Annotated in this window: 21 protein-coding genes and 2 tRNA genes; 15 read left to right on the forward strand and 8 right to left on the reverse strand. The window is 50.7% G+C overall.

Annotation, left to right across the window (positions count from 1 at the left end; all coding sequences use genetic code 11):
• The first annotated feature begins 8 nt into the window (after positions 1-8).
• The 4 genes from E6C74_RS13735 (at position 9) to E6C74_RS13750 (ending at position 5,146) form a co-directional block, all read left to right on the forward strand.
• Positions 9-1,238: an ammonium transporter gene (locus tag E6C74_RS13735; protein ID WP_136486152.1), complete on the forward strand. Its 1,230-nt coding sequence runs from the start codon at positions 9-11 to the stop codon at positions 1,236-1,238.
• Between the two features lie 140 nt (positions 1,239-1,378).
• Positions 1,379-2,392, forward strand: coding sequence for a Fe(3+) ABC transporter substrate-binding protein (locus E6C74_RS13740; protein ID WP_136486154.1), 1,014 nt, complete (start codon positions 1,379-1,381; stop codon positions 2,390-2,392).
• A gap of 100 nt (positions 2,393-2,492) precedes the next feature.
• On the forward strand, positions 2,493-4,118 hold the full coding sequence (locus E6C74_RS13745) for an iron ABC transporter permease (RefSeq protein WP_136486156.1): 1,626 nt from the start codon (positions 2,493-2,495) through the stop codon (positions 4,116-4,118).
• Positions 4,118-5,146: an ABC transporter ATP-binding protein gene (locus E6C74_RS13750; RefSeq protein WP_136486158.1), complete on the forward strand. Its 1,029-nt coding sequence runs from the start codon at positions 4,118-4,120 to the stop codon at positions 5,144-5,146. The genes E6C74_RS13745 and E6C74_RS13750 overlap by 1 nt, the downstream gene beginning before the upstream one ends.
• Positions 5,147-5,247: 101 nt before the next feature.
• Here E6C74_RS13750 and rsmC read toward each other — a convergent pair whose 3' ends face one another.
• The 3 genes from rsmC to hemL form a co-directional block, all read right to left on the reverse strand.
• On the reverse strand, positions 5,248-6,279 hold the full coding sequence (rsmC, locus tag E6C74_RS13755) for a 16S rRNA (guanine(1207)-N(2))-methyltransferase RsmC (RefSeq protein ID WP_136486160.1): 1,032 nt from the start codon (positions 6,277-6,279) through the stop codon (positions 5,248-5,250).
• Between the two features lie 82 nt (positions 6,280-6,361).
• Positions 6,362-7,447 carry an AI-2E family transporter gene (locus E6C74_RS13760; RefSeq protein ID WP_136486162.1) on the reverse strand — a complete coding sequence of 362 codons (1,086 nt, stop codon included), beginning with the start codon at positions 7,445-7,447 and terminating at the stop codon, positions 6,362-6,364.
• Positions 7,448-7,756: 309 nt separating this feature from the next.
• The gene (gene hemL, locus E6C74_RS13765) at positions 7,757-9,049 is read right to left on the reverse strand and encodes a glutamate-1-semialdehyde 2,1-aminomutase (protein ID WP_136486164.1); all 1,293 of its coding nucleotides are present in this window, start codon (positions 9,047-9,049) and stop codon (positions 7,757-7,759) included.
• 269 nt (positions 9,050-9,318) lie between these two features.
• Between hemL and erpA the strand changes: the two genes are divergently transcribed.
• Positions 9,319-9,660, forward strand: a complete 342-nt coding sequence (gene erpA / locus E6C74_RS13770; RefSeq protein ID WP_136486166.1) for an iron-sulfur cluster insertion protein ErpA — start codon at positions 9,319-9,321, stop codon at positions 9,658-9,660.
• Positions 9,661-9,838: 178 nt separating this feature from the next.
• On the opposite strand, the gene E6C74_RS13775 is transcribed toward erpA, so the two are convergent.
• The gene (locus tag E6C74_RS13775; protein WP_136486168.1) at positions 9,839-11,137 is read right to left on the reverse strand and encodes a peptidoglycan DD-metalloendopeptidase family protein; all 1,299 of its coding nucleotides are present in this window, start codon (positions 11,135-11,137) and stop codon (positions 9,839-9,841) included.
• Between the two features lie 130 nt (positions 11,138-11,267).
• Between E6C74_RS13775 and tyrS the strand changes: the two genes are divergently transcribed.
• Positions 11,268-12,455, forward strand: coding sequence for a tyrosine--tRNA ligase (gene tyrS, locus E6C74_RS13780; RefSeq protein WP_136486170.1), 1,188 nt, complete (start codon positions 11,268-11,270; stop codon positions 12,453-12,455).
• A gap of 184 nt (positions 12,456-12,639) precedes the next feature.
• Here tyrS and E6C74_RS13785 read toward each other — a convergent pair whose 3' ends face one another.
• The 3 genes from E6C74_RS13785 to E6C74_RS13795 all read right to left on the reverse strand — a co-directional run bounded on the left by E6C74_RS13785 (position 12,640) and on the right by E6C74_RS13795 (position 15,799).
• The gene (locus E6C74_RS13785; protein WP_136486172.1) at positions 12,640-13,071 is read right to left on the reverse strand and encodes a YbaN family protein; all 432 of its coding nucleotides are present in this window, start codon (positions 13,069-13,071) and stop codon (positions 12,640-12,642) included.
• A 175-nt stretch (positions 13,072-13,246) separates the two neighbouring features.
• Positions 13,247-14,689 (reverse strand): serine-type D-Ala-D-Ala carboxypeptidase, encoded by a 1,443-nt coding sequence (dacB, locus tag E6C74_RS13790; protein ID WP_136486174.1) that lies wholly within the window; start codon positions 14,687-14,689, stop codon positions 13,247-13,249.
• A gap of 99 nt (positions 14,690-14,788) precedes the next feature.
• On the reverse strand, positions 14,789-15,799 hold the full coding sequence (locus tag E6C74_RS13795; RefSeq protein ID WP_136486176.1) for a porin: 1,011 nt from the start codon (positions 15,797-15,799) through the stop codon (positions 14,789-14,791).
• A gap of 667 nt (positions 15,800-16,466) precedes the next feature.
• Between E6C74_RS13795 and greA the strand changes: the two genes are divergently transcribed.
• Complete coding sequence (gene greA / locus E6C74_RS13800; protein ID WP_136486178.1) at positions 16,467-16,940, forward strand: transcription elongation factor GreA; 474 nt, start codon at positions 16,467-16,469, stop codon at positions 16,938-16,940.
• A gap of 74 nt (positions 16,941-17,014) precedes the next feature.
• On the opposite strand, the gene yhbY is transcribed toward greA, so the two are convergent.
• Positions 17,015-17,311, reverse strand: coding sequence for a ribosome assembly RNA-binding protein YhbY (yhbY, locus tag E6C74_RS13805; protein WP_004728967.1), 297 nt, complete (start codon positions 17,309-17,311; stop codon positions 17,015-17,017).
• 119 nt (positions 17,312-17,430) lie between these two features.
• Between yhbY and rlmE the strand changes: the two genes are divergently transcribed.
• From rlmE to rimP, 8 genes are all read left to right on the forward strand, one after another.
• Complete coding sequence (gene rlmE, locus E6C74_RS13810) at positions 17,431-18,060, forward strand: 23S rRNA (uridine(2552)-2'-O)-methyltransferase RlmE (protein WP_136486180.1); 630 nt, start codon at positions 17,431-17,433, stop codon at positions 18,058-18,060.
• Between the two features lie 99 nt (positions 18,061-18,159).
• A complete protein-coding gene (gene ftsH, locus E6C74_RS13815; RefSeq protein ID WP_136486182.1) occupies positions 18,160-20,112 on the forward strand; it encodes an ATP-dependent zinc metalloprotease FtsH in 1,953 nt (650 codons plus the stop codon).
• 206 nt (positions 20,113-20,318) lie between these two features.
• On the forward strand, positions 20,319-21,152 hold the full coding sequence (folP, locus tag E6C74_RS13820) for a dihydropteroate synthase (protein WP_136486185.1): 834 nt from the start codon (positions 20,319-20,321) through the stop codon (positions 21,150-21,152).
• A 22-nt stretch (positions 21,153-21,174) separates the two neighbouring features.
• Positions 21,175-22,515: a phosphoglucosamine mutase gene (glmM, locus tag E6C74_RS13825; RefSeq protein WP_136486187.1), complete on the forward strand. Its 1,341-nt coding sequence runs from the start codon at positions 21,175-21,177 to the stop codon at positions 22,513-22,515.
• Between the two features lie 247 nt (positions 22,516-22,762).
• The gene (gene secG, locus E6C74_RS13830; RefSeq protein ID WP_136486189.1) at positions 22,763-23,104 is read left to right on the forward strand and encodes a preprotein translocase subunit SecG; all 342 of its coding nucleotides are present in this window, start codon (positions 22,763-22,765) and stop codon (positions 23,102-23,104) included.
• Positions 23,105-23,134: 30 nt separating this feature from the next.
• Positions 23,135-23,218: transfer RNA gene (locus tag E6C74_RS13835), tRNA-Leu, on the forward strand.
• 53 nt (positions 23,219-23,271) lie between these two features.
• Positions 23,272-23,348, forward strand: a tRNA-Met gene (locus E6C74_RS13840).
• Between the two features lie 224 nt (positions 23,349-23,572).
• Complete coding sequence (gene rimP, locus E6C74_RS13845; protein WP_136486191.1) at positions 23,573-24,028, forward strand: ribosome maturation factor RimP; 456 nt, start codon at positions 23,573-23,575, stop codon at positions 24,026-24,028.
• Positions 24,029-24,043 lie beyond the last annotated feature (15 nt).

Consider the following 24,043-nt stretch of genomic DNA (forward strand, 5'->3'; position numbering starts at 1 on the left):
CGACTACTATGGAACTGTCGCTTACTGTAACGGAATTACGTTACGCACTGGATACATTCTTTTTCTTAATCTCGGGCGCACTGGTTATGTGGATGGCAGCGGGCTTTGCCATGCTGGAAGCTGGCCTGGTACGTTCGAAAAATACCACTGAAATTCTGACTAAAAACTTTGTTCTGTACGCAATTGCGTGCACCATGTACCTGATTGTCGGCTACAACATTATGTACGTTGATAATGCTGAAGCCGGTTGGCTGCCATCGTTCGGCGCTCTGATCGGCAATCAGGGTGAAGGTGCAGACCACTCTCTAGAGTCAGACTTCTTCTTTCAGGTAGTATTCGTTGCAACAGCGATGTCTGTCGTGTCGGGTGCGGTGGCTGAGCGTATGAAACTGTGGTCATTCCTGATTTTCTCTGTCATTCTGACGGCGTTCATCTACCCGATGGAAGGGTACTGGACTTGGGGCGGTGGCTTCCTGTCTGCAGCAGGTTTCAGCGACTTCGCAGGCTCTGGTATCGTACACATGGCCGGTGCGTCAGCCGCTTTGGCCGGTGTTCTTCTGCTGGGTGCCCGTAAAGGTAAATACGGTAAAAACGGTGAAATTTACCCGATTCCGGGTTCAAACATGCCGCTGGCAACCCTGGGTACCTTCATCTTGTGGTTAGGCTGGTTTGGTTTCAACGGCGGTTCTCAGCTGATGGTGTCTGACTTTGAAAACGCAACCGCGGTAGGCCAAATCTTCCTGAACACCAACGCAGCCGCCGCTGCAGGTGCAATTGCCGCACTGCTGGTATGTAAAACCACTTGGGGTAAAGCTGACCTGACTATGGTTCTGAACGGTGCGCTGGCTGGTCTGGTGGCTATCACGGCTGACCCGCTGTCACCATCTCCGCTGTACGCAGTGGCTATCGGTGTGGTTGCCGGTGCGCTGGTTGTGTTCAGCATCATTGCGCTGGATAAACTGAAGATCGATGATCCAGTGGGTGCGATTTCGGTACACGGCGTATGTGGTTTCTTTGGTCTGATGGTTGTGCCACTGAGCAACGGTGATGCTACATTCGGTGCACAGCTGATGGGTGCAGCAGTTATCTTTGCCTGGGTATTTGCAGCTAGCCTGATTGTCTGGGGTATCCTGAAAGCGACCGTTGGTATCCGTGTCTCTGAAGAAGAAGAGATGGAAGGTATGGACATGCACGACTGTGGCGTAGAATCTTACCCAGAATTCGTGACGGTTAAGTAATAACTCGTTACAAAAGCCTTTTATAAAACCTGCCACATGTGGCAGGTTTTTTATTTTTCATGATTGTTTTATTAATAGTCGTCAATATAATGATTGCAATTGATAAGTCTTATCATTAGCACTCTTAAAGGATTTAACACATGAAAAAACTGCTAACGCTTTCAGCGCTTGCAAGCAGCATGCTGGCACCAGCGGCCATAGCTGCAGAGGAAGTGAATGTTTACTCTTACCGTCAGCCTTTTCTGATTGACCCGATGTTTAAAGAGTTCACTGATGAGACTGGCATCAAGGTGAACGTCAAATTTTCCAAAGAAGGCATTGCCGAGAAACTGGCGCAGGAAGGCGAATACAGCCCGGCCGATTTGGTGCTCACCTCTGAGTTTAGCCGCCTGTTTGAACTGGCAGATAAAGGTCTGACCCAGCCGGTAGACAGTGCCGTGATTGACAGCAATATTCCGGCTCAGTACCGCGATAGTAAGGATGAATGGTTTGCGCTGACTATCCGTACACGCAGTGTTTACTCTTCGCGTGATCGTGTGGGTAAACTGAGTGATGATTTCGATTACCTTGATCTGGCTAAGCCAGAGTACAAAGGTAAAATCTGTACCCGTAGCGGTAAGCACCCCTACAACATTGCTCTGGTTGCCGCCATGATTGCCAACCACGGCGAAGCTGAAACCAAAACCTGGCTGCAGGGCGTAAAAGCTAACCTGGCACGTAAGCCGCAAGGTAACGACCGTGATCAGGTTCGTGCTATCAAAGAAGGTTTATGTGATCTGTCGCTGGGTAACAGCTACTATCTGGGAAAAATGCTGACGGATAAAGAGCAGAAGAGCTGGGCGGAATCAGTTTACATTAACTTCCCGGGTCAGAAGGTGCAGGGCACCCATGTGAACGTCAGTGGTATGGCGATGGCGAAATACGCGCCAAATCGTGATAATGCTTTGAAGTTGATGGAGTTTCTCACCGGCGACAAAGCACAGCACATGTACGCCGATGTAAACTTCGAATATCCGGTTAAACCTGGGGTTGCACGCTCTGAACTGGTGGCATCCTGGGGTGAGTTTAAGTCAGATTCGCTACCATTGGAAAAAATTGCCGACAATCATGAAGCGGCCATCAAGCTGATTGACGAAGTCAAATTTGACCTTTAATCAAATCCAAGGGTATAACTATACCCTTGATTTATGAAAGGGATATGAGATGTATTTGCCATCGCATCTATGCCTCAGCCTGCCTTATAGCTGTTAGGCAATGAAAGAAAAACACCTCATATGGAAAACCAGCAGCGTGGTTCTGGCCACGCTGCTGGTTTTGCCGATCTTAGCGATTTTTTATACCGCCGTTGGTGATACCGACGATGTGTTCCGTCATCTGCTCACCACAGTGATGCCAACCTATGTGTACAACACGGTTGTGCTGGCTGTGAGCGTGATGGCACTGACTCTGGTGTTTGGTGTGCCCAGCGCCTGGCTGATGGCGATGTGCCGGCTGCCGGGAGAAAAAGTTCTGCAGTGGGCCTTGGTTCTGCCACTGGCGATTCCTGGTTATATCGTCGGTTATATCTTTACCGGCTGGTTTGACTACGCCGGCCCGATTCAGGTCTGGCTGCGAGCGCAGACCGGCTGGCTGCCCGGCGAATACTGGTTTCCGGATATTCGCAGTCTGACCGGGGCCAGTCTGGTACTGGCGCTGGTGCTCTACCCTTATGTTTACCTGCTGTGCCGCACCGCATTTATGGAGCAGAATGTCTCCTTGTTGCAGTCGGCACGCTTGCTGAAATGCTCGGCATGGGAGAGTTTTTGCCGTATTTCACTGCCCTTGGTACGCCCCTCGGTGGCGGTCGCCTTATCGCTGGTGGCGATGGAAACCGTCGGCGATTTTGGTACCGTCAGTTACTTTGCCGTTAATACCCTGACTACCGCGGTGTACGATACCTGGCTCAACTATTCCAGCCTGACCGCGGCAGCTAAGATTTCAGCCATTATGCTGATGATCGTAGTGCTGTTACTCAGCGCTGAGCGCTACAGCCGGCGCAAACAAAAGCTGTTCCAGAATCAGTTCAACAGTCATGAAGATTTTCGCTATCCGCTCAGCGGCTGGAAAAAATGGGCGGCGCTGCTGTGGTGCTGGGGGCTGGTGTGTGTGGCGTTTATTTTCCCGCTGCTGCAACTGCTCAGCTACGCTTACACCTATTTTGCCGTCAGTTGGAGTGAGCAGTTCCGAGAATATGCCCTTAATAGCCTCCAGGTTTCACTCAGTGCTGCCGTGCTCGGTGTCCTGGTAGCGATGACGGTCTGCTTTTATATGCGTCTCAAACAGAATCGTTTCAGCGTGGCGCTAATGCGTCTCTCGTCTCTGGGCTATGCCGTCCCCGGTACGGTGCTGGCAATAGGCATTATGGTACCGGTGCTGACCATGGATCACGTCGTCAATGATGTAGCGAAAGCACTGCAGTGGGGCAGGCCGGGGCTGGTTTTCTCCGGCACCATGTTTGCGATTATTTTTGCTCTGGTGGTACGCTTTTCTGCCGTCGCTATCGGCAGTATCGAAAGTAGCCTGAATAAGATTTCCCCGTCCCTGGATATGGCCGCGCGTACCATGGGGTGTCAGCCCAACTGTATGCTGTGGCGCATCCATGTCCCGCTGGTGCGGCGTGGCGCGCTGATTGCCGCTTTGCTGGTGTTTATCGAATCAATGAAAGAACTCAACGCTGCTATACTGCTGCGTCCGTTCAACTTCGAAACTCTGGCGACCTATGTGTATAATTATGCGTCTGATGAGCACCTTGAACTAGCCGCATTACCGGCGGTATTGCTGGTTGTGGTCGGTCTTGTTCCCCTTGTTGTTGTTAACCGTTCCCTGGAGCAAAGTCACTGATGAGCTGCGCATTATCGATTCAGAATCTGACCTGTCAGTATGAGACACAGACCGTACTGGAATCACTCTCGCTTGAGGTGGAACACGGTGAAATCGTCTGCCTGCTTGGAGCCAGCGGATGTGGTAAAACGACCTTGCTCAAGGCCATCGCCGGTTTATTGCCACTCGCTTCCGGAGTGATGAGCCTCAATGGCCTGACCATTGATGACGGGCAGCTATGGTTGCCGCCGGAGCAGCGTAATATTGGTATGATCTTTCAGGATTACGCCCTGTTTCCCCATCTGACCGTGGCGGAAAACGTGGCGTTCGGATTACGTGATTTATCGCTCGCACAGCGCCAGAGCAAGGTAACTGAAATGCTGGATCTGGTTCATCTCAGCGGCTTGAGCGATCGTTATCCGCATCAGTTATCGGGTGGTCAGCAGCAGCGGGTGGCGATTGCCCGCTCGCTCGCTTATAAGCCGGATCTGCTGCTACTTGATGAGCCGTTTTCGAATATCGATACTCAGGTGCGCCACGATCTGATTGCCGAGATCCGTAAGATCTTTAAAAAGCAGGGGGTGACCGCGATTTTTGTCACTCACTCACGGGAAGAGGCTTTTGCTTTTGCCGATAAAATGGCGGTGATGCAACACGGAGTGATCGAGCAGTACGGCACCGCATCGCAACTTTATTTTCATCCATCGAGTAAATTCGTGGCCGATTTTCTCGGCGGCGGCAGTTACCTGCCAGCGACACGTGTCAGTGACAGCCAGTATCAGACCGAATTCGGCGTGCTGGAAGCGACAGCGCAACAGATGATTAACCATGGCGGGCAATGTGAATTGTTGCTGCGCCCGCAGCAAATTCGTATTCACAGCGATGCGGGGAGTCAGGTGACGGTACTGGAGCAGCAGTTTATGGGCGATCACTGCCGCTATGTGATTGAAACCCAGGGCGCTAAATTATTGGCGACGTCATCGCAGGCAATTCAGATCGGCGAGAAAGTCGCGGTCAGTATTGATACCCAGGGGGTACTGGCGTTCTGAGTGACTTATGTCAATTTTTGAATCGTTGCGAATAAAAACGGCAAACCTTGGTTTGCCGTTTTTATTGCTGTGAGAGGGATGGCTGAGCAGCCATATTCACCTCAGGCGCGAGATTTTTTTGCTTGGTAAATTGTGAACTTATTGGTTTTATTCACGGTTTCACACTGACCGAATGCCTGTTCGATGATGGGCGGGTATTTGAGGAAGCTATTGGCCACCACCAACAGTTCACCGCGGTTTTTCAGATGGGCGGGCGCTTTAGCCAGCAGCGTTTCGGTCGCACTGTAACTGGTATCCAGCCCGGAGTGGAAGGGCGGATTGGTGACGATAAAATCGTAGTCGCGCGCGCTGTCTGAATAAACGTCAGAAGCGAATACCCGGCCAGACAGATGATTGGCGGCCAGGGTTGCCTGGCTGGAACGAATCGCCAAAGCGCTGATGTCACACATCTCCAGTTCAATCCCCGGATTGAGGGTCGCCATCACGCTGCCCAGGACCCCGGCGCCGCAACCAAAATCGAGCACTTTGCCACGCAGTGGCGGCAGGCTGTCGAGCAGCAGACGGCTGCCGATATCAAACTCACCGTGACTGAATACGCCAGGCAGGCTGCGAATGGTCAGGCTGTGCTGCTGATATTCAACCTGATAGGATTTAAACCACTGCTCAAGCGTAAATGGTGCCGGTTGCTCAGTGCACTGGCCCCAGTAAAACGAGCAGCGCCGCGCCGAATCATACTTATTGATCGGGCCATAAGCGGCGAACATTTTCTCTATGCTTTTGACCCCGGAACGGTTTTCACCCACCACGACAATTTCGGTCCCGGTGCCAAATTTCGCCATCAGCATCGCCAGCAGATATTCTGCTTCCTGTTTGGCTTTTGGCCAATAGAGCAGGATCATATCCGCCACCAGGTTGTCAGTCAGTTCGGCACCAAAGTAGCTGGTTACGCCCTGATGCTGTTGCAGTTGACGGTGAAACCCATAATGGGTGGTGAATACCGCCACTGACTCACAATGTTTGGCCAGTTGGAGCGGAAACAGATCTTCGGCTTCTCCGGCCACCAGCACCTTTTTACCGGCAAAATAGGCCAGTTGGCGTTCGGCTATCTGACTGGGAGCGGTGTAATTGGACATAACAGACTCGATACAAATTAGGGGGGCAGATTTTCGCATAATCCGCCCCGGGCTTGAAGTGCTTTATCCGCGCCAGGCGGTGTCAGCTGTTGTCCTGCTTGTTGAGAAAACTCTGGAACTCCTCTTCGTACATATTAAAAAACACGATGGTAATGGCAAAGATCAGCGGGCCGTAAATCAGGCCAATCAGACCAAATAGCTGGATGCCGCCTAGCAGGGAGAAGAAAATCAGCAGGGTGTTCATCCCGGCACTGCCTTGCATCAGCAGCGGCCGCAGCAGGTTATCAATTGAGCCGACCAGCGCCACGCTCCAGATACCCAGGAAGACAGCCCAGCCGGTATCGCCGGTGACAAACAGGTAGATGGTGGCGGGTATCCACACCAGTGCGGTACCGACCACCGGGATGAATGAGGCAAAACCCATCATGGTGCCCCAGAACAAACCAGGGAAACCGGCCAGCCACATGCCGATACCGCCGGCAAAGCCTTGCGCTATCGCGGTCAGAAATGAGCCCATCACCGCAGACTTGGACACCTGTTCTATCTGTTGCAACAGGCGGTCCTCCTGACTGCGTGACAGCGGAATAATGTGGCGCAGCGAGGCGATGATCTTGTCGTGGTCGCGCAGTAAAAAGAACAGCACAAACAGCATCAATAGAAAATCCATGATGAAAGAGGTGGCATCACCGAGAATTTTGGCGCTGATGCCAACCAGGTTGCTGCCGAACGTGGTGGCAAACTGGCCAACTTTCTGCGCGATTTGCTGCGGACTGATTTCATCAAACGGCAGATACTGATTGGTGATGGCCAATACTTTCACCACCAGTGGATGGTTGAATACGGTCTGAATGCCGCCGTGAGTGACCCATTGGTAAACATTCTGGGAAAACTTTGAGCCTTGCTGCACGATGGCGCCAAACACAAACAGCAGTGGAATTACTATGATGAAAGTGAGAATGACGCAGGACAGCAGTGAAGCCAGATTAGGATAAGATGGTAACTTAGATTCCATTTTCTCATGGATCGGAAACATGAGCAGCGAGATGATAAAGGCCATCATAATCGAGTTAACATAAGGCCTTATCAGCAGATAGCAGGCAAATGCGGTGGCCAGCAGGGCAACAATTAATACCCAGTGGCTGGAGGAGATCTTCAGTTTATCAGGCACAGTCGTGGTCCAGTTTGCTTCTTAATTAGGGTTATAATGGCTGTATTTCATACTCTTAGCAATGAGGAGTGCAGTATGGGGTGTTGCGATAATGAAACCGGGTGTAAATCTAAGCGTGCGCGTCGTTCGTTTCCCTGGCTGGGCGTGGTGGCGATAGTCCTTATCGTGCTGGTGGTGATGAACTGGCATTAAGGTTTGGGTATGACGGCCGGCTCGCAAGATGTCATCTCGGCAAGACAATAAAAAAGGCTGCCCAAGCAGCCTTTCAATTTAGGATCGGATGGCGATAGCACCATCACGTGAAGCGAATCAGCCTTGCTGGGCTAGTTCAGCAAAGCTGCGGTCAGCCGCTTCCAGCGTCGCTTCGATTTCTTTCGAACCGTGCGCCAGAGAGGTAAAGCTGGCCTCGAACGCTGAAGGTGCCAGATAAACACCGTGTTGCAGCATCAGGTGGAAGAATTTACGGAAACGTTCCACATCGCACTTGGCCACGTCTTCGTAGCAGGTCACCTGCTCCTGATCGGTAAAGAAGAAACCGAACATCCCGCCGACCTGGTGCACCAGCAGCGGGATACCGTGCTGCTGAGCCAGCTCTTTAAAGCCGTCTGCCAGTTGTTTGGTTTTGGCCGCCAGGCGCTTCTCGTTGCCTTCTTCTTTCAGCAGAGACAGACAGGCATAGCCGGCTGCCATGGCAATTGGGTTACCGGATAAAGTACCTGCCTGGTAAACCGGACCGGTTGGTGCTACGTACTGCATCACCTCTTTACGACCACCAAATGCGCCCACCGGCATACCGCCGCCGATCACTTTACCCAGCGTCGTCAGGTCAGGTTTGATATTGTAGTGTGCCTGAGCTCCGCCCAGAGCAACACGGAAGCCGGTCATCACTTCGTCGAAAATCAGCAGCGCGCCTTCGTTGTCACAGATTTCGCGCAGGCCTTCATGGAAGCCTTCGACCGGCGGAATACAGTTCATGTTGCCCGCGACCGGTTCTACGATGATACAAGCGATTTCGCCCGGGTTGGCAGCAAACAGTTCACGCACTGAGTCCAGATCGTTGAAACGTGCTGTCAGGGTATATTTAGCAAAGTCTGCTGGAACACCCGGTGAGCTGGGCTGACCCAGTGTCAGAGCGCCTGAACCGGCTTTGACCAGCAGGCTGTCTGCGTGGCCGTGGTAGCAGCCTTCAAACTTAATGATCTTATCGCGACCGGTGTAACCACGAGCAAGGCGAATTGCACTCATGGTCGCTTCCGTCCCCGAGTTCACCATACGCAGTTGTTCCATCGACGGGACCAGTTCAGAAACCAGTTCAGCCATGGCAATTTCCATCTCAGTCGGCGCGCCGAAGCTGAGTCCGCGGTGGGCGGCATTGACCACTGCATCACGAATCACAGCGTGGTTGTGACCAAGAATCATCGGGCCCCATGAACCGACATAATCAATGTACGCTTTACCGTCAGCATCAAAGATAAACGCGCCATCTGCACGGTCGATAAACAATGGTGAACCACCCACACCATTAAATGCGCGTACCGGCGAGTTTACGCCACCAGGAATTTTGCTTTGTGCCTTCTGATAAAGATCTTCTGATTTGGTCATGGATAGTTCCTCTTGATGATTGCTCGGACCAATTTGGTCTGCATTGTACGCCGATGAGACGCGAGACGAAATCTTTTCGCTTAATTTCTCTGGCACCGGCTTAGCTGACCTGGGCCGTTTGTGTACCTGAGTGGGGTGAAATGGCGGCTAATACTTGAACGGATAAGTCAGGTATTAGATAATCATCGCTATAGCTAAATTACACTGACCTGTCGCCAGGGTATTTTTTCCTGAGCGAACGGGCACTGACACGACTGAGAGAGGTCATCGTGAGCGAAGTAAATGTACCATTATCCTTTTCGGATGCGGCAGCAACACGAGTAAAAGCTCTGATTGCGGAAGAAGAAAACCCGGCGCTGAAATTGCGTGTCTACATCACTGGTGGCGGCTGCAGTGGTTTCCAGTACGGTTTTACCTTTGATGAAAACGTCAATGACGGTGATACCGAGATCGTTAACAGCGGTGTAACCCTGGTGGTAGATCCGATGAGCCTGCAATACCTGATTGGCGGCATTGTTGATTACACCGAAGGTCTGGAAGGCTCGCGTTTCTTTGTCAACAACCCGAATGCGACCACGACTTGTGGTTGTGGAGCCTCTTTCAGCGTCTGATCCTGACCGCACGTGTCTTACTGACCACAGCGTTTTCCCGAACGTATGGTGCTGGTGCGAATTGGTGCTTGGTGCGAATTTGGCGACAACCGATAATAAAAATCAGCCCGGCTAAGCCGCGGCTGATTTTTTTATTTGCACTGCAAGCTGTTCTGCCCCGCATGAGCGTACAGCGTGGTTAGTTTTTGGCGTACAGCAACTCACTATAGCGGTTTAAATTTTTGAGGCGAATTTTGGCGTTAGCGATAAAGGTCTCTTTGGCTTTACCATTCAGCGATTTGGATTGTGGCAAATCAACGGTACGCGGATTCTTATGCACGCCATTGACCAGGAACTCATAGTGTAAGTGAGGACCGGTAACCCGGCCGGTGCCACCCAGAGTTCCGATGACCTGACCCTGTTTGACTCGCTGACCGGTTTTGACGGTACGTCGTGTCAGGTGCAGATACTTGGTGATATAGGTGTTGCTGTGACGGATAAACACATAGTTGCCGTTGAACTGGTTGTAGCTCGACTTCTCAACAATACCATCACCGGCGGCCCAAATCGGTGTGCCGACCGGAGCGGCGTAGTCGGTGCCGCGGTGTGGACGAACCTGACCGGTCACCGGATGCAGGCGACGTGGGTTGAAGTTGGAAGAAACGCGGCGAAAATCAAGTGGTGAGCGCAGGAAGGCTTTCTTCATCGCCCGTCCGGTCTCATCGTAGTAGTTACCGGTATTGTCATCGAGAATAGCGGTGAAAGTGGTGCCCTGGTTGGTGAACATGGCGGCAATAATGTTGCCCCGTCCAATCACTTCGCCTTCGACCACTTTTTCCTGAAACAGCAGCTTAAAGGTATCGCCGGCACGAATATCGAGGGCAAAGTCGATGTCCCAGCCAAAAATTCCGGCCAGTTCCATGATCTGGTTTGCCGTCAGGCCCGCTCCGACTGCCGCATTCCAGAAGTTGGAGCTGATCTCGGCCTGAGAATAGTTGTACTGATAAACAATCTCTTTTTTATCAAAGCTCGAGGTGTAATCAGTACCGGATTCCGTTTTGGTGACCACGAAAGTTTCTTCAGCACTGATGCGTCGCTTGAGCTGAATCAGTTCATTATTTTCATCAAAGCCAAATTGTAAGCGGTCGCCCGGACGCAGGCGAGACAACTGACTATTGATTTCATCGTTGCTGGAGGTCAGGGCATACAGTTGACGTGAAGACAGCCCCAGGCGCTGGAACAGCACGGCGGCGCTTTCGCCCGGATTGACCACATGGGTTTCCCAACGCAGTAAAGTGGTCGGCAGAATAGTCGCGCCAGGCGACAAGGCTTCGCTGTCGATCGCCAATGGGTAATGGCGGCCGACTTGCAGCCGTTCTGAATCGTCTCTCAGATCTTCCGGATTTGGCAAAAAAAACAGTGCAGTGACGATCAAGGCACTGAACAGGGCGATGAGTGCCCGGTGCATCCATGGAAGTCGAGCAAAAATAGCAAGCATACTCGGGTTCGTTCAATGATTAATTAACAAAAACGCTAGTTCGTTAGTCTAACTGGTTTCAAAATGCATCGCTATTCAAGTAATATGTCAAACTATTAAATTTTTGCCAAATCTGTGGGAGTGAACAAGAATGGCGAGTATTGAAGCCGCTTTAGCTGAGATTAAGCGTGGTGTTGAAGAGCTGATTCCGGAAGAAGAGCTGATTGCCAAATTGAAAGAAGGCCGTCCTCTGCGTATCAAACTGGGCGCGGATCCAACAGCGCCGGACATTCACCTTGGTCACACGGTGATCCTCAACAAACTGCGTGCATTCCAGGATCTGGGCCATCAGGTGACGTTCCTGATCGGTGACTTTACCGGTATGGTCGGTGACCCGACTGGTAAGAACACCACTCGTCCGCCTCTGACCCGTGAAGATGTACTGCGTAACGCAGAGACTTACAAGCAGCAGGTATTTAAGATCCTCGATCCACAAAAGACCACGATTCAGTTTAACTCTGAATGGCTGTCTGAACTGGGCGCAGAAGGCATGATTCGCCTGGCGGCTAACCAGACTGTTGCGCGTATGCTTGAGCGTGATGATTTCAAAAAGCGTTACAACAATGGTCAGCCTATCGCGATTCATGAATTCATGTATCCACTCCTGCAGGGTTATGATTCAGTGGCGATGGAAACTGACGTAGAGCTGGGTGGTACCGACCAGAAATTCAACCTGCTGATGGGACGTGAGCTGCAAAAAGCCAACGGTCAGAAGCCTCAGGTGGTGTTGATGATGCCGCTGCTGGTTGGTCTGGACGGTGAGAAGAAGATGTCTAAGTCAGCCAACAATTATATTGGTGTGGCTGATGCGCCAAGCGAGATGTTTGGTAAGATCATGTCGATCTCTGATGATCTGATGTGGAGCTACTACGAGCTGCTGTCATTCCGTCCACTGGAAGAGCTGGCGCAGTTTAAAGCTGATGTAGCGAATGGTAAAAACCCGCGTGATGTGAAAATCCTGCTGGCGAAAGAGATCATTGCCCGTTTCCATACCGAAGCGGACGCAGATGCGGCAGAACAAGAGTTCATCAACCGCTTCCAAAAAGGTGCGATGCCGGATGAGATGCCAGAGTTTGAATTTGACGCAGGTATCGCGATTGCCAACCTGCTGAAAGAAGCGGGCCTGGTCGGTTCGACGTCGGATGCTCTGCGTATGATCAAGCAGGGTGCTGCGAAACAGGACGGCGAGAAAATCGAAGACGCCAAACTGATTCCGGCTGCTGGCACGGCAGTGTACCAGGTTGGTAAACGTAAGTTTGCCCGAGTCACCGTCAAGTAACCGCGTACACCACCGGTTAGCCGAGAGACCGGCAATCTTTGCTGCTTTCGCTGCCGTTTCGTGACATGTGAAGCAAAAAGCTACCAGTAGCACAAAAGCAACAAGCGCCGCTCAGGCGCTTTTTTTATGCGCAGGTTATATGCACGCCGCATCTTTTTTGCGTTGAAAGGGGATAATCACCGGGTTATAACGGATTATCTGGTTCCGCAGAGGCGGAATCGGGATCCGGCTGGTAAGTTTTAAGACGCAGAATAAACCAGGTTTCAAACACCAGCAGCCCGATGATGGCATATTGCCAGTGAGTGCCCTGAGCCACGAAGTACCATACCGAACCCATTGAAAGCCAGATTAACAGCAGAGACTGCACTTTCTCGGTGCGGGTAAAGCCGCGACCATAATAGAGACGTGTCGCCAGCGGCCCCAGCTGTTTGTGCTGTAATAGCCAGCTCTGGAATTTGGGTGACGACACACCAAAACAGTACAGCGCCAAGAGCAGGAAAGGTACTGTCGGCAACAGCGGCACTGTTGCTCCAATAAGACCGAGAATGACACAGGTCATACCGACGCAATGATAGCCTTTGCGCTTAATGCGACTCATGGGGCGCGGCTGATGCATAATCCCTCCTGCTAACCTGCATGATGCGGGTTGTTTCGTCCTGATTGGGGCTTTCATTCTCATCAGTATCGGAGTCGGTCAGCGTGTTGTCGAGTCTGAAGTGCATATCCGCACAGGTTTTAGTCTGCTCATTTTCTGGTTACTGCATATGTTCGGGTGACGGAATGTTTTCTGATTACGGCGCATTGGAGGTTTTGTGCTCGCTATTAATTAGCGCGCGGTAAAACTCATTTTCAAAGCGGGTGATCGGCGCCTCTTCAGCGCTGTCACTGTCACGTTGGTTGGGAAAGTAATCAGTCACGTACTGGATAAACAGTGTATCAGGCTGACCTTTATCATTCAGAGCGAAGCCCATCATATTATAGGTTCCGTACAGTGAACCGCTTTTGGCACGAATGTGGCCGCGAATGTTATCGCTGCGCATACTGCGGCGGTATTTAAGCGTCCCGCTTTCTCCGGCAACCGGCAGCATGGCCAGCACGCCCAGTTTGGCGTCATTCTGCCACAGATAGTGCAGGATCTGGCGCATGGTGTCGAGCCGGATGCGGTTGTTACGTGATAATCCCGAGCCGTCAACGAGCTGGGCATCCTGCAGAGAAATACCGGTGCGGCTGAAGATAATCTGCTTAATCGCCTCGGTACCGTTACTGAAACTGCCGGGCTGTAGGAAAAAACGTCGTCCGAGCGTTTTGGTCACAGTATCGGCAATCAGGTTATCCGATTTTTTCAGCATCTTGTCCAGCAGCTCCGCCAGTGGTGCCGAGCGATGGATGGCCACCTGCTGACTCGGCGCATCTTGTGGCAGACTACCGATACGAATTTCACCATGCAGAGTGATGCCGAGCTGATTGAGCAGGGCGTAAACACGACGTTTTAGGTAGAGCTCAGTGTTCTGCACGGCAAACTTGAGTGGCATAGGCTGCTTACGCTGCGCCAGACAGCCGGACAGATGGTAGGCATTATCCATCCCGGCATTCAGTTCCAGATCGCAATGCTCACTTTTCTGCTGCACCTTGCTGACGCTGCGAGCATTGGTCGTGACCTGTACCGGATAGTGTTTGGGGACGAACACCCGGGTTGCGCCGTCTGCCTGAGTATAGATAGAAGCCTGAATGCAGTTTCCGTCCAGGTTCATGGCACTGGCCGGCGCGCTGTAGCAGACCCCGGTAATATCCCAGGGCCAGCCGACTGCGCGCTCGTAGCCGTTAAAGGCGCTGTTATCCAGCCATAGATCACCATCGATGTCTTTGCCCTGTTTATCACGTAACTGGGTCAGCAGTTGCGTTAAGTCTTCGCTGCTCAGGGTCGGGTCGCCGGAGAAGATCACTGCCGTGCCCGCGCGGCTGCTGCGCAGTTCGGTCTCAAAGCGAAAATCAGGCCCCAGCTCAAGTAGCGCCGCCAGTGCGGTGACCACTTTCAGAGTGCTGGCCGGCGGGAAATAGTCGCCGGTCTGCTGGACTAAACGCGGCTGCGATGCCGATAAAGGTTGGATCAGTAACCCGGTCCGGGCTCCCGAAGGAAGCAGGTCAGTGGCTGCAGGAGTGGCCATTACGGCCGGCATCAGCAGAGAGGCACATAGCAGGCTGACTAACCGTCTGGCGCAATGAGAAAAATACATGGTACTTGATGGCTGAGCAAGTGATGGGGTGAGTATAGCGGGATAAAAAAACGCCTGCTAGTCAGCAGGCGTTGGTAGATTGACCGGTTATTGTCAAAATTAGAAGTCGTAACGCAGACCCAGGCCAACTTCGTCTTCTGAATCAGCTTTTGATGCAGTGGTGCCAGGTGCAGTCGTGTCGCCTTCGTCGATCATGTTGAAGTTGTAAGAAACCCAAGCGCGGAAGTTTGGTTTGAAGAAGTACGCGGTTTCAAACGCCAGGTTATCAACTGAAGTTTCGTTTTCGTTTTCTGCGTTGTTGTACGCTGCAGTGAACACGGTCTGACCCAGAGTGTACGCGGCTGCCAGCTCGTAGCCTGTGTAGTCGTATTTCTGACGAGCATCGTTTTGTTTGTTACCGTCAGTGTAAACACCCGCGAAGTAGAAATCAGCGATGGTGTAAGAGGCTGCCAGCATGTACTCGTCAGCGCGGTCTTGCTCAGCGTAACCGGCACCGGCAGTGAAACCTGAATCACCGAAAGCGTAGATAGCAGACAGTGAGTAACCGTCAGCATCATTGTCATCGTAAGAACCGTCAGTACCTTCTGTGCGGTCAGCAAAGCGGTAAGAACCACGCAGTGCCAGATCGTCAAACTGACCTTTGTATGCCAGCATGTTGTCAGTGCGGTCAGCAACTTTCAGTTTGTCTGCTGCTGTGTTACCTGCGATACCAGAGAAGATATCGGTAAAGTCTGTGATTACACCCAGTGAACCTTCGGTTTTACCGTAAGAAACCAGACCGAAGTTACCACCCAGACCGGCGTAAGCCAGACGAGTTGCGATATCAGTACCGTCGCTTTCTGTATCGAAGTCGCCACCGTTGTCGTTAGTTTTCAGCTCAGCTTCGTAGAAACCCAGGCCGTACAGGCTGTCATTGATCGCCGTTTTACCCGCGATGTGTACACGTACGCGTGATACATCGTCGGCCTTGCCGTCTTGCATAGACAGACGACCTTCAACGCGGCCACCGATGTCCAGAGAAGTACCATCCTGGTTGTAAAGTTCAGCTGCTTGAGCGCCTGAAGCGATAGCTACAGTTGACACTGCAAGTGCAATCAGAGTCTTTTTCATTTTATTAAGTCCTAATTTACTGTCCATAAATCATTATTAGTGTCGCATCACGATGCTGCCCGTGTGCGTTTAATCCCTAGCATTACTGATTCCGAATCTGAGCGTTGTCCGGGTAATTCAATACGTTAGAAATCGTGAGGTTAGTTTTACCCTCAAAGTTCCTTAATGAGTTAGTAAAATGATATAAATCCCGCTTATGAACAGTGTTTTATTTAAATTGGTAAAAAATCAAGATTATGATTTTAAATGATTTTTGTCTATTTTTATACTTAATTGCACATCATGGTAAGACGGGCATCTTTATAAGTTTTTAGCTGTTTTAGGCGATTTTCTAAACCGGAGAAGTGTGCAGGGGATCACGCCATGCAACAGGTTTGGTGCCTAATCGCAATTTCTCTAACCGACACTTGAATTTGGATGATTTCGCCCGCATGTTTGTTTACACTAAATGCAACGAATTCATCGAGTACTACCTAATCCAGTGATACGGGTTGGGTAGTTTTGTATTGTCCAAAGAATGCCCTTCTTATTTGAAGTTACAGGACAGGCCTTTTGATTGAATAATACTATCCTTAATCAGGGCACAGCTATGCACGGATTGAGGCGTAAAGGCTGTCTGGCAGTGACAATGATGTCTTTGGGCATATCTATGGCATAGAGGTATAAAATGGAAAAAGTTCCAATGACTGTACGTGGCGCTCAGCTGCTGCGTGATGAACTGGATAGATTGCTGAAACTGCGTCCGAAGATTTCTGAAGCAATTGCAGAAGCTCGTGAACTGGGCGATCTGAAAGAAAATGCTGAATATCATGCCGCTCGTGAAGAGCAGGGCATCTGTGAAGCGCAGATCCGTGATATCGAGTTTAAGTTGTCTGTTGCTCAGGTGATTGATGTCACTAAAATGGATAACAGCGGTAAAATCATTTTTGGTTCGACCGTGACTCTGATTGATGTCGATACGGATGCAGAGAAAACCTACCAGATCGTTGGTGAAGACGAAGCGGATATTAAAGCTGGCCGTATCTCGGTGAGCTCTCCGATTGCGCGTGGCCTGATCGGTAAGATGGAAGGTGATGAAGTTACCATCGTGACCCCGGGCGGCGAGAAAGTATTTGAAATCGATCGCGTAGATTACGTGTAAGCGGTTCAAATTACTGAGTTTAAAAAGCAAAAAGGTCGCATCATGCGACCTTTTTGTAATCTTAAGTAACGAAATTACTTACGTGGTAGTTCGATTTTACGTTGCTCAGAAGGACGGAAAAGAACCAGTACTTTACCAATAACCTGTACTTTTTCTGCTCCGGTTTCACGAACAATAGCATCCACAATCAGATGTTTTGTCTCGCGATCTTCCGATACCACTTTCACTTTGATCAGTTCGTGGTGATCAAGCGCAATTTCGATTTCCGCCAAAACAGCTTCAGTCAGTCCGTTACCACCCATCAGCACAACCGGCTTAAGGTTGTGTGCTAAGGCTTTGAGATGCTGTTTTTGTTTGTTGCTTAGGTTCATTACGCGCCCAATTTTCTTTAATATTAGGGTTGAAAAACGACATTTTAACGCCATCTATCATGGAAGACTATATTTTCTACCATACTTTCTCAGATAGAGGCTGCTTAGTTAGGAATCGAATGAGTAAACAGAAGCATTCGGCGAGCTCAGGCCGCTGGTTGAAAGAACATTTTGACGATAAATACGTTAATGAAGCCAAGAAGAAAGGTTACCGTTCTCGTGCTATCTTCAAAATTGAAGAGATTCAGAATAAAGACAAACTGTTACAGTCTGGGATGACCGTGGTTGACCTCGGCGCGGCTCCGGGAGGCTGGTCACAGTATGCCGCTGGTATCGTTGGCGAGGAAGGGCAGGTGATCGCCTGTGACATTCTGCCGATGGACTCGATTGCCGGTGTGGCCTTTTTGCAGGGCGACTTCCGGGAAGAGTCGGTACTGGATGCACTACTGGAGCGGATCCAACCGGACATGGTTGACGTAGTAATGTCTGACATGGCGCCTAACATGGCCGGAAACCAGTCCGTTGATCAGCCACGCGCTATGTATCTGGTCGAATTAGCATTAGATATGTGTCGACAAGTTCTTGCACCTAATGGTAGTTTTGTGGTCAAAGTGTTTCAGGGCGAAGGTTTTGACCAGTATGTTAAAGATGTACGCAGTCTGTTCAAAGCGGTCAAAATCCGTAAACCTGATTCTTCAAGGGCACGTTCCCGCGAAGTGTATATCGTCGCTACCGGTTACAAAGGTTAACGATTTAACCCAGGCTGGCGAAAGTTAACACTATGGCTACAGCCAGAAAACTGTAGTACCCTACCTTTAATTACAACTAGTTATCGCGAGGCTTACACCTTGAGTGATATGGCAAAAAATTTAATTCTGTGGCTTGTGATTGCTGTCGTATTAATGTCTGTTTTCCAGAGCTTTGGCCCGGGCGACAGTAACGGCAGATCAGTCGATTACACCACATTTGTACAGGAAGTTGGCCAAGGTCAGATTCAGGAAGCGCAGTTTAAGGACAGCGAAATTACCTTTACCCGTCGTGGTGGTAGTACACGTTATGTCACTTACATGCCAGTGTATGACCAGAAGCTGCTTGATGACCTGATTAACCAGAACGTAAAAGTTCAGGGTACGCCTCCGGAAGAGCAAAGCCTGCTTGGCACTATCTTCATCTCCTGGTTCCCAATGATTCTGCTAATCGGTGTGTGGATTTTCTTCATGCGTCAGATGCAGGGCGGCGGCGGCAAAGGCGCTATGTCCTTTGGTAAGAGTAAAGCCCGCATGATGAGCGAAGAGCAGATCAAAACCACCTTCGGTGATGTGGCTGGCTGTGATGAAGCGAAAGAAGATGTTAAAGAGCTGGTGGATTATCTGCGTGATCCGAGCCGCTTCCAGAAGTTGGGTGGTAAAATTCCAACCGGCGTATTGATGGTGGGTCCTCCGGGTACCGGTAAAACCTTGCTGGCTAAAGCGATTGCTGGTGAAGCGAAAGTTCCGTTCTTTACGATTTCCGGCTCTGATTTTGTGGAAATGTTCGTTGGTGTAGGGGCATCCCGTGTCCGTGACATGTTCGAGCAAGCCAAAAAAGCGGCGCCATGTATCATCTTTATTGATGAAATCGATGCTGTCGGTCGCCAGCGTGGTGCTGGTGTGGGTGGTGGTCACGATGAACGTGAGCAAACTCTGAACCAGATGCTGGTGGAAATGGATGGTTTTGAAGGTAACGAAGGGATCATCGTTATCGCCGCAACCAACCGTCCGGATGTACTCGACCCTGCGCTGCTGCGTCCTGGTCGTTTTGACCGCCAGGTTGTGGTGGGTCTGCCGGATGTGCGCGGCCGTGAACAAATTCTGAAAGTACACATGCGTAAAGTTCCTCTAGCCGGTGATGTTGAGCCATCCCTGATTGCACGCGGTACGCCGGGTTTCTCAGGTGCAGATCTGGCTAACCTGGTCAACGAGGCTGCTCTGTTTGCTGCCCGTGGTAACAAACGTAATGTGTCTATGGTTGAGTTTGAACTGGCGAAAGACAAAATCATGATGGGTGCCGAGCGACGTTCCATGGTGATGTCGGAAGAGGTCAAGGAATCAACCGCGTATCACGAAGCGGGTCACGCTATTGTTGGGCGCATGGTACCTGAGCACGATCCGGTTTATAAAGTGTCGATTATTCCGCGTGGCCGTGCATTGGGTGTGACCATGTATCTGCCGGAGCAAGATCGCATCAGTATGTCGAAGCAACATCTTGAATCGATGATCTCCAGTCTGTACGGTGGTCGTCTGGCTGAAGAGCTGATTTACGGTGTCGATAAAGTATCGACCGGCGCGTCGAATGATATCGAGCGTGCCACCGACATCGCCCGTAAGATGGTGACTCAGTGGGGCTTCTCGGAAAAACTGGGTCCTATGCTGTATGCAGAAGACGAAGGTGAAGTGTTCCTGGGGCGTAGTGTTACGCAGACCAAGCATATGTCTGATGACACCGCCAAACTTATCGATGATGAAGTGCGCAAGCTGATCGATCGTAACTACGAGCGCGCGCGTAAAATTCTGGTTGAAAATATAGACATCATGCATGCAATGAAAGATGCACTGATGAAATATGAAACCATTGATGCAGGCCAGATTGATGATCTGATGGCACGTAAGAGTGACATTCGTGAACCAGCTGGTTGGGGTGACCGCAGTCAGCCTGCGCAGGAAGAAGCGCCGGCGAAAGCCGAACCTGTTGCGCAAGAGTCTCAGCCAGGCACAGAAGAGCAAGGCTCAGATCAGTCTGCAGATAAAAAAGACGCAGAATAACTCCTCTATTAAAACAAAACCCCGACTTGCTCGGGGTTTTCTGTTTCCTAAATCGACGTTTTTTATGCTACAAAGCGTGACAACCAACGCCTTCCGTGTCGCAGCGCTTTTGGCTGCAGATGCCGTGTGCTTAATCAGGCGGTACGGGCAGCGCCTAGTGAAACGTCTGATTTTGTGTTTGATGTAAGATTAGTTGATAGTGATTTATGAAAATACAAACCGCAACCAAACAACTGGAACTTGACCGCCCGCATGTGATGGGCATTCTCAATACCACTCCGGACTCTTTTTCCGACGGGGGCAGCTATACCACGCTGGAGACGGCGATGGAACGCGCTGAGAAAATGATTGCGGCGGGCGTCACTATCATTGACATCGGTGGCGAATCCACCCGTCCGGGAGCACCGGAAGTGACCCTGGAAGATGAACTGCAACGTGTTATTCCTATCGTCGCGGCAATCCGCGCTAAATTTCCGCAAGTGTGGATTTCAGTCGATACCAGTAAGGCCGAGGTAATGCGCCAATCGGTCGCGGCTGGTGCTGATTTGATCAACGATATCCGTTCCCTGACGGAGCCGGGCGCTTTACAAGTCGCGGCTGAGGCAAATGTGCCGGTATGTATCATGCACATGAAAGGCCAGCCGAAGACCATGCAGCAGGATCCGCAATACGATGATCTGATGCAGGAAGTCGAACAGTTCCTGGTTGAACGTATGGCGGCGTGTGAAGCCGCCGGTATTCAGCGCGACAACATCATCCTCGACCCCGGATTTGGCTTTGGTAAATCGGTTGAACACAATTATCATCTGCTGGCGCATTTGGAACAGTTCCACCGTTTCGGCCTGCCTATCCTGGCGGGGATGTCACGCAAATCTATGATTTTTAAATTGCTTGATAAAAAGCCTGCCCAGTGTGTGGTTGGCAGTGTCACTTGTGCTTCGATAGCCGCCCTGAAAGGGGCGCACATCATCCGAGTCCATGACGTGGAGGAAACGCTGGAAGCCATGACCATTATCAACGCGATGAATAGCAACCGCTGAGTATAGCAACAAAGGATTTATTATGTCTGAAACAAGACGTTACTTTGGTACGGATGGCGTACGTGGCAAAGTTGGCCAATACCCGATTACTCCGGATTTTGTGTTAAAACTGGGCTGGGCCGCCGGTCGTGTGCTAGCACAACAAGGCACCAAAAAGGTCATTATCGGTAAAGATACCCGTATCTCCGGTTATATGCTGGAGTCGGCGCTCGAAGCCGGCCTGGCAGCGGCAGGCTTAAAAGCCATTTTAACCGGTCCGATGCCGACCCCGGCAGTGGCTTATCTGACTCAGACGTTCCGCGCAGAAGCTGGCATTGTGATTTCTGCCTCGCATAACCCGTATTATGATAACGGCATCAAGTTCTTCTCATCCCAAGGCACCAAGCTGCCGGATGAAGTTGAGCTGGCGATTGAAGCTGAACTCGATAAAGCGATTGAATGTGTCGAATCTGTTGAGCTCGGCAAAGCATCGCGCCTGGTGGATGCTGCCGGCCGTTATATCGAGTTCTGTAAAAGCACTTTCCCGACCAAGCTGAGCCTGGCGGGATTAAAAATTGTCGTCGACTGTGCCCACGGTGCAACCTATCACATTGCACCAAGCGTATTCCGTGAGCTGGGTGCTGACGTCATCGCCATGGGGGTTGAACCGGATGGTCTTAACATCAACGACCAAGTGGGAGCGACTGATGTACGTGCGTTGCAGCAGCGCGTGCTGGACGAAAAAGCTCATCTGGGGCTGGCGTTCGATGGTGACGGTGATCGCCTGATCATGGTGGATGAACTGGGCAACAAGGTCGATGGTGACCAGATTGCTTACATCATTGCCCGTGATGCACTGCGCCGTGGTGAACTAAAAGGTGGTGTGGTCGGTACCCTGATGACAAATCTGGGGATGGAAAACGGTCTCAAACAGCTCGGTATCCCATTTGTGCGTGCGGCGGTCGGTGACCGTTACGTGATGGAGAAACTGCTTGAAAAAGGTTGGTTGATTGGCGCTGAAAACTCGGGTCATATCATTTTGCTGGATAAAGTGACCACAGGTGATGCTATTGTTGCTGCACTGCAGGTGCTGGCTTCGGTGGTCGGCAGTGACATGAGCCTGAATGAGCTGGCGCAGGGCATGACATTGTACCCGCAAGTCCTGGAAAACGTGCGCTTCAGTGGTGACACTAACCCGCTTGAAGCAGAAGTTGTGCTGGCTTCGGTCAAGCAGGTGGAGGCGGAACTGGGTGATAAAGGCCGGGTGTTACTGCGTAAATCAGGTACAGAACCTTTGATTCGGGTCATGGTTGAAGGTGAAGACGCCGCTCTGGTGAAAGCTTCGGCTCTGCGTATTGCCGAGGCGGTGAAAGTGAATTGCTGATCGGCTTGAGCCCGGATGACTAGTGCATTGAAAATGGACAGGAATTCAGGCCAATTTGGTGGAATTTGTGCTTTGGCCCTTTTTTGACCGTTTGATTCATAAAGTGCGCTTTTTTCGCAAATTCCACTTGTCAGCCTAACTTGCATTGGTTAGTATGGCGTCCGCCTCTGATGAGGAGGTCGCTAGCCTTGTTCAAGCGAATGATTGAACGGCGCTGGCTCAACAATTTGGAACATAGGTGGAAGTAATGTTTACAGTTCTACTTGTGATTTACCTGTTGGCAGCGGTTGGTATCATTGGCCTGGTGTTGATTCAACAAGGTAAAGGCGCAGATATGGGAGCCTCTTTCGGTGCTGGTGCATCAAACACTGTGTTTGGCGCGAGCGGCTCAGGTAACTTCCTAACCCGAATGACTGCAATTTTTGCAACCGTATTTTTTATTATCAGCCTAGTGCTGGGCAATATGTCTACGCACAAAGTCGAATCACAATGGGTTGACCCGTCGCAAGGTCAGGTGATTCAGCAGCAGCCAGCTGATAATACAGTGAGTGAAACTCCGGCCGAAGGCGGCGACGAGATTCCTCACTAAGCTTATCGACGAAGATAAGCCTCAGGTTATGCCGAGATGGTGAAATTGGTAGACACACTAGCATGAGGTGCTAGCGCCCTAGGTGTGAGGGTTCGAGTCCCTCTCTCGGCACCATATTTACAAACTTGTAAATCACTATGTAGCGCGTATAATTGCTACAAGTCGGACGCGGGGTGGAGCAGCTTGGTAGCTCGTCGGGCTCATAACCCGAAGGTCGTCGGTTCAAATCCGGCCCCCGCAACCATTTTCCTGCTCAGTTTGTTTGAAACGACAGGTTAATGCAGCAAGTTTGGCAGTGCGAACCTCACTGCAGTTGAGAAGCAATTCTCAATTTATCAGGGTCCAGCAACAAAAAACCCCGACTTTCGGGGTTTTTTGTTATCTGAATTTCTCCAAGATGAAATTCAGATACTTGCTTGGAATTTAAATTGGGCTCTATGCCCTTTTTTTGTTTCTGGAGTGGTTTAAATGACTGGTTTAGAAAGACAACTTACTGAAATGCTTGAAGCTCCAGTTGTTGCATCAGGTTATGAGTTAGTTGGATTAGAATTTGTTCGTGCAGGACAGCACTCAACGTTACGTATCTATATTGATCACGAGAACGGTATTACCGTTGATGACTGCGCAGAAGTGAGTCGTCAAGTGAGTGCCGTGCTGGATGTGGAAGATCCGATTTCAGTGGTTTACAACCTTGAAGTTTCTTCACCAGGTTTAGAAAGACCACTCTTTACCGCAGCACATTACGAGCAATTTAAAGGCCACGAGGTCAGCATCGTATTGAAAATGGCAGTGGGTAACCGTCGTAAGTGGAAAGGAGAAATCCTGGGCGCCGATGGTGAGACCATTAATGTCAAAGTTGACGGGCAAGAAGAACACTTTGCGCTGAGCAACATTGCGAAAGCTAACCTGATCCCTAAATTTTAGTTCTCCTAGAGAAAA

The sequence above is a fragment of the Vibrio sp. H11 genome, assembly GCF_004804295.1.
Classification (GTDB): domain Bacteria; phylum Pseudomonadota; class Gammaproteobacteria; order Enterobacterales; family Vibrionaceae; genus Vibrio; species Vibrio ostreae.

Coding starts and splice junctions, on each gene's coding strand:
- E6C74_RS13735 (WP_136486152.1), top strand. CDS start 9: ATGGAACTGTCGCTTACTGTAACGGAATTACGTTACGCACTGGATACA.
- E6C74_RS13740 (WP_136486154.1), top strand. CDS start 1,379: ATGAAAAAACTGCTAACGCTTTCAGCGCTTGCAAGCAGCATGCTGGCA.
- E6C74_RS13745 (WP_136486156.1), top strand. CDS start 2,493: ATGAAAGAAAAACACCTCATATGGAAAACCAGCAGCGTGGTTCTGGCC.
- E6C74_RS13750 (WP_136486158.1), top strand. CDS start 4,118: ATGAGCTGCGCATTATCGATTCAGAATCTGACCTGTCAGTATGAGACA.
- rsmC (WP_136486160.1), bottom strand. CDS start 6,279: ATGTCCAATTACACCGCTCCCAGTCAGATAGCCGAACGCCAACTGGCC.
- hemL (WP_136486164.1), bottom strand. CDS start 9,049: ATGACCAAATCAGAAGATCTTTATCAGAAGGCACAAAGCAAAATTCCT.
- E6C74_RS13775 (WP_136486168.1), bottom strand. CDS start 11,137: ATGCTTGCTATTTTTGCTCGACTTCCATGGATGCACCGGGCACTCATC.
- tyrS (WP_136486170.1), top strand. CDS start 11,268: ATGGCGAGTATTGAAGCCGCTTTAGCTGAGATTAAGCGTGGTGTTGAA.
- E6C74_RS13785 (WP_136486172.1), bottom strand. CDS start 13,071: ATGCATCAGCCGCGCCCCATGAGTCGCATTAAGCGCAAAGGCTATCAT.
- dacB (WP_136486174.1), bottom strand. CDS start 14,689: ATGTATTTTTCTCATTGCGCCAGACGGTTAGTCAGCCTGCTATGTGCC.
- E6C74_RS13795 (WP_136486176.1), bottom strand. CDS start 15,799: ATGAAAAAGACTCTGATTGCACTTGCAGTGTCAACTGTAGCTATCGCT.
- greA (WP_136486178.1), top strand. CDS start 16,467: ATGGAAAAAGTTCCAATGACTGTACGTGGCGCTCAGCTGCTGCGTGAT.
- yhbY (WP_004728967.1), bottom strand. CDS start 17,311: ATGAACCTAAGCAACAAACAAAAACAGCATCTCAAAGCCTTAGCACAC.
- rlmE (WP_136486180.1), top strand. CDS start 17,431: ATGAGTAAACAGAAGCATTCGGCGAGCTCAGGCCGCTGGTTGAAAGAA.
- folP (WP_136486185.1), top strand. CDS start 20,319: ATGAAAATACAAACCGCAACCAAACAACTGGAACTTGACCGCCCGCAT.
- glmM (WP_136486187.1), top strand. CDS start 21,175: ATGTCTGAAACAAGACGTTACTTTGGTACGGATGGCGTACGTGGCAAA.
- secG (WP_136486189.1), top strand. CDS start 22,763: ATGTTTACAGTTCTACTTGTGATTTACCTGTTGGCAGCGGTTGGTATC.
- rimP (WP_136486191.1), top strand. CDS start 23,573: ATGACTGGTTTAGAAAGACAACTTACTGAAATGCTTGAAGCTCCAGTT.